This window comes from Pantoea sp., from assembly GCF_039594315.1.
In the GTDB taxonomy this organism is placed as follows: Bacteria; Pseudomonadota; Gammaproteobacteria; order Enterobacterales; family Enterobacteriaceae; genus Pantoea.
Map to the genome: position 1 here is coordinate 20,527 of NZ_JBCNNP010000052.1, position 6,475 is coordinate 27,001.

Sequence of the window (6,475 nt, forward strand, 5' to 3'; positions counted from 1 at the left end):
TACGGAATCGAGAATCTGATGAGTGACTATAAATCTACCCTGAATTTGCCGGAAACGGGGTTCCCGATGCGTGGCGATCTGGCCAAGCGCGAACCGGGAATGCTGCAACGTTGGTATGATGACAACCTGTACGGCATCATCCGCGAAGCCAAGAAAGGGAAAAAAACCTTTATTTTGCATGATGGCCCTCCTTATGCGAACGGCAGCATTCATATTGGTCACTCAGTAAACAAGATTCTGAAAGACATTATCGTTAAGTCGAAAGGCATGGCGGGATATGACTCGCCGTATGTTCCTGGTTGGGACTGCCACGGTTTACCGATTGAGCACAAAGTCGAGCAGATGATCGGTAAGCCGGGCGAGAAAGTCAGCGCGGCGGAATTCCGTGCTGCTTGCCGCCAATATGCAGCGGAGCAGGTTGAAGGCCAGAAAAATGACTTCATCCGCCTCGGCGTGCTGGGCGACTGGGATCGTCCATACTTGACCATGAATTTCCAGACTGAAGCCAACATCATTCGTGCGCTGGGCAAAATCATCGGTAACGGCCACTTGCATAAAGGCGCGAAGCCGGTGCACTGGTGCATGGATTGCCGTTCAGCGCTGGCTGAAGCGGAAGTCGAGTATTACGACAAAACCTCGCCATCCATCGACGTGATGTTCAATGCCGTTGATGCTGACGCAGTGCGCGCGAAATTTGGCGTAACCACTTCAGAAGGCCCGGTTTCTTTGGTGATCTGGACCACCACACCGTGGACCATGCCAGCTAACCGCGGTATCTCACTGCACCCAGAATTTGAATACCAGCTGCTGCAAATTGAAGGCCGCAGCGTGATTCTCGCCAAAGAGATGGTTGAGAGCGTCATGAAGCGTGCCGGCATCAGCGACTGGACCGTGCTGGGCGAATGCAACGGCGCAGCGCTGGAGTTGCAGCTGTTCCAGCATCCATTCCTTGAGAATATCCAATCTAAAGTGGTGCTGGGTGAACACGTTACGCTGGAAGCCGGTACTGGTGCTGTCCATACCGCACCAGGCCACGGCCCGGATGACTACGTGATCGGCCAGAAATACGGTCTGGAAACGGCCAACCCGGTGGGTCCAGATGGTGCGTATCTGCCAGGCACGTACCCAACGCTGGATGGTGTGAACGTATTTAAAGCCAACGACATGATCGTTGAGCTGCTGAAAGAGAAAGGGGCGTTGCTGCACGTTGAAAAACTGCTGCACAGTTACCCACACTGCTGGCGTCACAAAACGCCGATCATCTTCCGTGCCACGCCACAATGGTTCATCAGCATGGATCAGAAAGGCTTGCGTGCGCAGTCGTTGAAAGAGATCAAAGGCGTGCAGTGGATCCCAGATTGGGGCCAGGCGCGTATCGAAGCGATGGTGGCAAACCGTCCAGATTGGTGTATCTCACGTCAGCGAACGTGGGGCGTGCCGATGGCGCTGTTCGTGCATAAAGAGAGCGAGCAACTGCACCCGGATACGCTGGAGCTGATGGAAAAAGTCGCCAAGCTGGTTGAGCAAGACGGCATTCAGGCGTGGTGGGATCTCGATCCGCGCGATCTGATGGGCGACGATGCCGATCATTACGTCAAAGTGCCAGACACCTTAGACGTGTGGTTTGATTCAGGATCAACCAGCTATGCCGTCGTTGATGCGCGTCCAGAGTTCGGCGGCAACACGCCAGATATGTATCTGGAAGGTTCGGATCAGCATCGCGGCTGGTTCATGTCTTCGCTGATGATCTCCACGGCGATGAAAGGCAAAGCGCCTTATCGTCAGGTACTGACGCACGGTTTCACCGTGGATGGTCAGGGCCGCAAGATGTCGAAATCGATCGGCAACACCGTGGCACCGCAAGATGTCATGGACAAACTCGGCGCGGACATTCTGCGTCTGTGGGTGGCCTCAACCGACTATTCCGGTGAGATGGCGGTTTCCGATGAAATCCTGAAACGTGCTGCGGACAGCTATCGTCGTATCCGTAACACCGCGCGTTTCTTGCTGGCAAACCTGGCGGGCTTCAACCCGGCGACAGATTGCGTTAAGCCTGAAGAGATGGTGGTCGTCGATCGTTGGGCCGTTGGCCGTGCGCTGGCAGCGCAACAAGACATCGTTCACTCTTACGAAAACTATGATTTCCACGAAGTGGTGCAGCGTCTGATGCATTTCTGCTCGATCGAAATGGGCTCGTTCTATCTCGATGTGATCAAAGATCGTCAATACACTGCCAAAGGCGACAGTCTGGCGCGTCGCAGCTGCCAAACCGCGCTGTGGCACATCGTTGAAGCGCTGGTGCGCTGGATGGCGCCAATCATGTCCTTCACCGCCGACGAAATCTGGGGCTACTTGCCGGGCGAGCGCGCGAAATATGTGTTCACCGAAGAGTGGTATCAAGATCTGTTTGGTCTGGCAGACAACGAAGCGCTGAACGATGCCTATTGGGACGAGCTGCTGAAAGTGCGCGGCGAAGTGAATAAGGTGATTGAGCAAGCGCGTAGCGACAAACGTATCGGTGGCGCATTAGAAGCCACGGTAACGCTGTATGCGGATGCGGAACTGGCTGCCAAGCTGCAAGCGTTGGGCGATGAACTGCGCTTTGTGCTGCTGACTTCAGGCGCGACGGTGGCGGATTACGTCACGGCCAGCGATGAAGCGCAGCAGAGCGAAGTGTTGAAAGGTCTGAAAATTGCGCTGCACAAAGCAGAAGGCGAGAAATGTCCACGCTGCTGGCATTACACTACCGACGTTGGCCAGAATCCTGAGCACGCGGCGGTCTGTGGTCGTTGCTACACCAACGTGTCCGGAAACGGCGAGCAGCGGAAATTTGCCTAATGAGTAAAGCTATTTGTTCGACCGGTTTGCGCTGGCTGTGGTTGGTGCTGGTGGTGATCGCCATCGATTTTGGCAGCAAAATGTGGATCATGGACAACATGATGCTGCATGAAACGCAGCCGTTGATGCCATTCCTGAATCTGTTCTACGCGCACAATTATGGCGCGGCGTTCAGCTTCCTGGCAGATAAAGGCGGCTGGCAGCGCTGGTTCTTTGCTGGTATCGCCATTGCTATCGTGGTGGCGTTGTTGGTGATGATGTATCGCAACCGCGCAAGCAACAAATTGACCAATATTGCCTACGCGCTGATTATTGGCGGGGCACTCGGTAACCTGTTTGACCGTTCGTATCACGGCTTTGTAGTCGATTTTATTGACTTCTATGTCGGAGATTGGCACTTCGCCACCTTCAATATCGCCGACTGCGCTATCTGTATCGGCGCAGCGTTGGTGGTGCTGGAAGGATTTCTTAGCCCGAACGGCAAACAGGAAAAATTGAAAGGGTAACTGATGACAGATTCTGTACAGCGCGATAGCGCGTTGCTGGTGCACTTTACGCTGAAGCTGGAAGATGGCTCAACAGCCGAATCCACGCGCGCCAACGGCAAACCAGCGCTGTTCCGTCTGGGTGATGGCAGCCTTTCAGCCGCGTTGGAGCAGCAATTGCTGGGCCGCAAAGTGGGTGACAAGCACGCCTTCACTCTGGAACCGGAAGATGCCTTTGGCGGCAGCAGCCCGGATCTGGTGCAGTACTTCTCGCGTCGTGATTTTAACGATGCGGGTGAACCGGAAGTCGGTGCCATTATGCTGTTCAGCGGTCGTGGCGGCAGCGAAATGCCGGGCGTGATCCGTGAAATCTCCGGTGATTCGATCACTGTGGATTTCAACCATCCGCTGGCTGGTCAACGCATTCAGTTTGAAATTGAAGTGCTGGAGATTGATCCGGTGCTGGAGACTAACGATGCAAATCCTGTTAGCTAATCCACGCGGTTTCTGTGCTGGCGTTGATCGCGCCATCAGCATCGTTGAGCGTGCGCTGGAGATGTACGGCGCACCGATCTACGTGCGTCACGAAGTAGTGCATAACCGCTACGTGGTGAGCAGCCTGCGTGAGCGCGGTGCAATCTTCATCGAAGAGATCTCCGAAGTGCCGGATGACGCGATTCTGATCTTCTCGGCGCACGGCGTGTCTCAAGCGGTGCGTGCCGAAGCCAAAGCGCGCAATCTCACCATGCTGTTTGATGCCACCTGTCCACTGGTTACCAAAGTGCATATGGAAGTAGCGCGTGCCAGCCGTAAAGGTGTTGAAGCGATTTTGATTGGTCACGCGGGCCATCCCGAAGTGGAAGGCACCATGGGCCAATACAGCAATCCCAACGGCGGCATGTATCTGGTGGAATCACCGGAAGATGTCTTCAAACTGAACGTGAAAGATGAAAGCAACCTGTGCTTTATGACGCAGACCACGCTTTCCGTCGATGATACCTCGGACGTGATTGATGCGTTGCGTCAGCGCTTCCCAGCGATTATCGGTCCACGTAAAGATGACATCTGCTACGCCACCACTAACCGTCAGGAAGCGGTGCGTGTTTTAGCGCGTGATGCTGAAGTGGTGCTGGTGGTCGGTTCTAAAAACTCCTCGAACTCGAACCGTTTGGCTGAGTTGGCGCAACGCGCTGGCAAGTTGGCGAAGCTGATTGATTCAGCGGATGACATTCAGGAAGAGTGGGTTAAAGACAAAAAAATCATCGGTGTCACCGCTGGCGCTTCTGCGCCCGACATTCTGGTGCAGCAGGTGATTCAGCGTCTGCGTGAGCTAGGCGGCGAAGCGGCGATTGAGCTTATTGGCCGCGAAGAGAACATCGTGTTTGAAGTACCGAAAGAGCTGCGTGTTGAAGTGCGTAACGTGCAGTAAGCGATTCAAACTGCTACAAAATGAGGCCGACATTGTTCGGCCTTTTCTTTATCTGTCGCCGCGCAAAATCCCATTTCCAGCATGCGGGATTGCTTTTACTGATAATGTTTCGCGGTTGGCATAAAATTCTTATATCCCTTTTTTATTGTGGCGTGACTGTTATCTGACCGTTAACCTGTTTACGCTTTACGTGCATAGATTTGTATCAGGAATGAATAATTATGAGTGAAATCCGCATTGCTATCGTTGGTGCGCCGGGTCGCATGGGACGCAATTTGATTCAGGCCGCGCAGCAAGCGGAAGGCGTGGCGCTCGGCGCAGCGTTGGCACGCAGCGGTTCCTCGCTATTAGGCGTTGATGCTGGAGAATTGGCAGGCATTGGTAAAACCGGCGTCATCGTCACCGACGATTTAAACAAGGTCGCCAATGACTTTGATGTGCTGATCGACTTCACCCGCCCGGAAGGCACGCTGGAGTATCTGGCGTTTTGCCGCCAGTACCAAAAAGCGATGGTTATCGGTACCACCGGTTTTGACGAAGCGGGCAAAGCGGCGATCCGCGCGGCAGCGGAAGAGATCGGCATTGTGTTTGCAGCCAACTTTAGCGTGGGCGTCAATCTGGTGCTGAACCTGCTGCAACAAGCGGCGAAAGTGATGGGCGATTACGCGGATATCGAAATCGTTGAAGCACATCATCGTCATAAAGTTGATGCACCATCAGGAACCGCGCTAGCAATGGGCGAAGCGATTGCCGATGCCATGAAGTGGAATCTGGACGAACACGCCGTGTATGCCCGTGAAGGCCATACCGGTGAGCGTAAGCCACAAACCATCGGCTTCGCCACGGTACGTGCGGGTGATATCGTCGGTGAACATACCGCGATGTTTGCCGATATTGGCGAGCGTGTAGAGATTACCCACAAGGCATCCAGCCGCATGACCTTCGCAAATGGCGCGGTTAAGGCGGCAAGTTGGCTGAAAGATAAGAAATCTGGCCTTTATGATATGCGTGATGTGCTGGATTTATCGGTGTTGTGAGTGTTGTGAACCATCGTGATGTGGTTATTTCAATCGGTAAGACCTTGATTGACGAGGGCAATGTAATCATTGCCCTTGATTTTATGTAAAAATACCGATCCTGTGATAATTTTTATTTGAACTGTGTATTTTGGGTTGTTACTGAGTGTTTTTGATGCTGCTGAAAGCTAATTTTGACCATTTGGTCAAAAATTTATGCGCCTTAGCACCACTTTGCCATTATTGCTGCCAGGCAACCGATTATTTTTCCGAGTTATCTCACTCTTTTATCGCCTTTCACCGTTTTTAACATTCAGTTGCCCGAAATATACAAAAAAATAGACGCTCACTGTAGACAAGGTGCGGGGCGATCATTAGAATGCGCGCAATTTGCCAAAATTCGAGTACTCAGGCGGGTTTTGCATTGATTCTGCCACTGGTTTTGAATTAATATGCAAATATTGTGACTGTTTATTCCCTGGAGGATGTTTTGATTAAGTCAGCGCTCTTGGTTCTGGAAGACGGAACCCAATTCCACGGTCGGGCCATCGGGGCAACGGGATCGGCAGTGGGAGAAGTCGTTTTCAACACTTCAATGACCGGTTATCAAGAAATCCTCACTGATCCTTCCTATTCCCGCCAAATCGTTACCCTCACTTATCCCCATATCGGCAATGTTGGCGTTAACGCCGCCGATGAAGAATCCA

6 protein-coding genes are annotated in these 6,475 nt (G+C 53.0%); all 6 read left to right on the forward strand.

Translation table 11 applies throughout. From position 1 onward, the window contains the following. The first annotated feature begins 18 nt into the window (after positions 1-18). The gene (gene ileS / locus ABDW13_RS19865) at positions 19-2,838 is read left to right on the forward strand and encodes an isoleucine--tRNA ligase (protein WP_343554262.1); all 2,820 of its coding nucleotides are present in this window, start codon (positions 19-21) and stop codon (positions 2,836-2,838) included. After that, a complete protein-coding gene (lspA, locus tag ABDW13_RS19870; RefSeq protein ID WP_343554263.1) occupies positions 2,838-3,344 on the forward strand; it encodes a signal peptidase II in 507 nt (168 codons plus the stop codon). Before ileS ends, lspA begins: the two co-directional genes overlap by 1 nt. Before the next feature lie 3 nt (positions 3,345-3,347). Beyond that, positions 3,348-3,818, forward strand: a complete 471-nt coding sequence (gene fkpB, locus ABDW13_RS19875; protein WP_343554264.1) for an FKBP-type peptidyl-prolyl cis-trans isomerase — start codon at positions 3,348-3,350, stop codon at positions 3,816-3,818. After that, positions 3,799-4,752, forward strand: coding sequence for a 4-hydroxy-3-methylbut-2-enyl diphosphate reductase (gene ispH, locus ABDW13_RS19880; RefSeq protein WP_343554265.1), 954 nt, complete (start codon positions 3,799-3,801; stop codon positions 4,750-4,752). Before fkpB ends, ispH begins: the two co-directional genes overlap by 20 nt. 221 nt (positions 4,753-4,973) lie before the next feature. Beyond that, positions 4,974-5,789, forward strand: coding sequence for a 4-hydroxy-tetrahydrodipicolinate reductase (gene dapB / locus ABDW13_RS19885; RefSeq protein ID WP_343554266.1), 816 nt, complete (start codon positions 4,974-4,976; stop codon positions 5,787-5,789). Positions 5,790-6,231: 442 nt separating this feature from the next. Beyond that, the coding region (locus ABDW13_RS19890) for a carbamoyl-phosphate synthase domain-containing protein (RefSeq protein WP_343554267.1) at positions 6,232-6,475 on the forward strand (244 nt) is incomplete at its 3' end.

Coding starts and splice junctions, on each gene's coding strand:
- fkpB (WP_343554264.1), top strand. CDS start 3,348: ATGACAGATTCTGTACAGCGCGATAGCGCGTTGCTGGTGCACTTTACG.
- ispH (WP_343554265.1), top strand. CDS start 3,799: ATGCAAATCCTGTTAGCTAATCCACGCGGTTTCTGTGCTGGCGTTGAT.
- lspA (WP_343554263.1), top strand. CDS start 2,838: ATGAGTAAAGCTATTTGTTCGACCGGTTTGCGCTGGCTGTGGTTGGTG.
- dapB (WP_343554266.1), top strand. CDS start 4,974: ATGAGTGAAATCCGCATTGCTATCGTTGGTGCGCCGGGTCGCATGGGA.
- ileS (WP_343554262.1), top strand. CDS start 19: ATGAGTGACTATAAATCTACCCTGAATTTGCCGGAAACGGGGTTCCCG.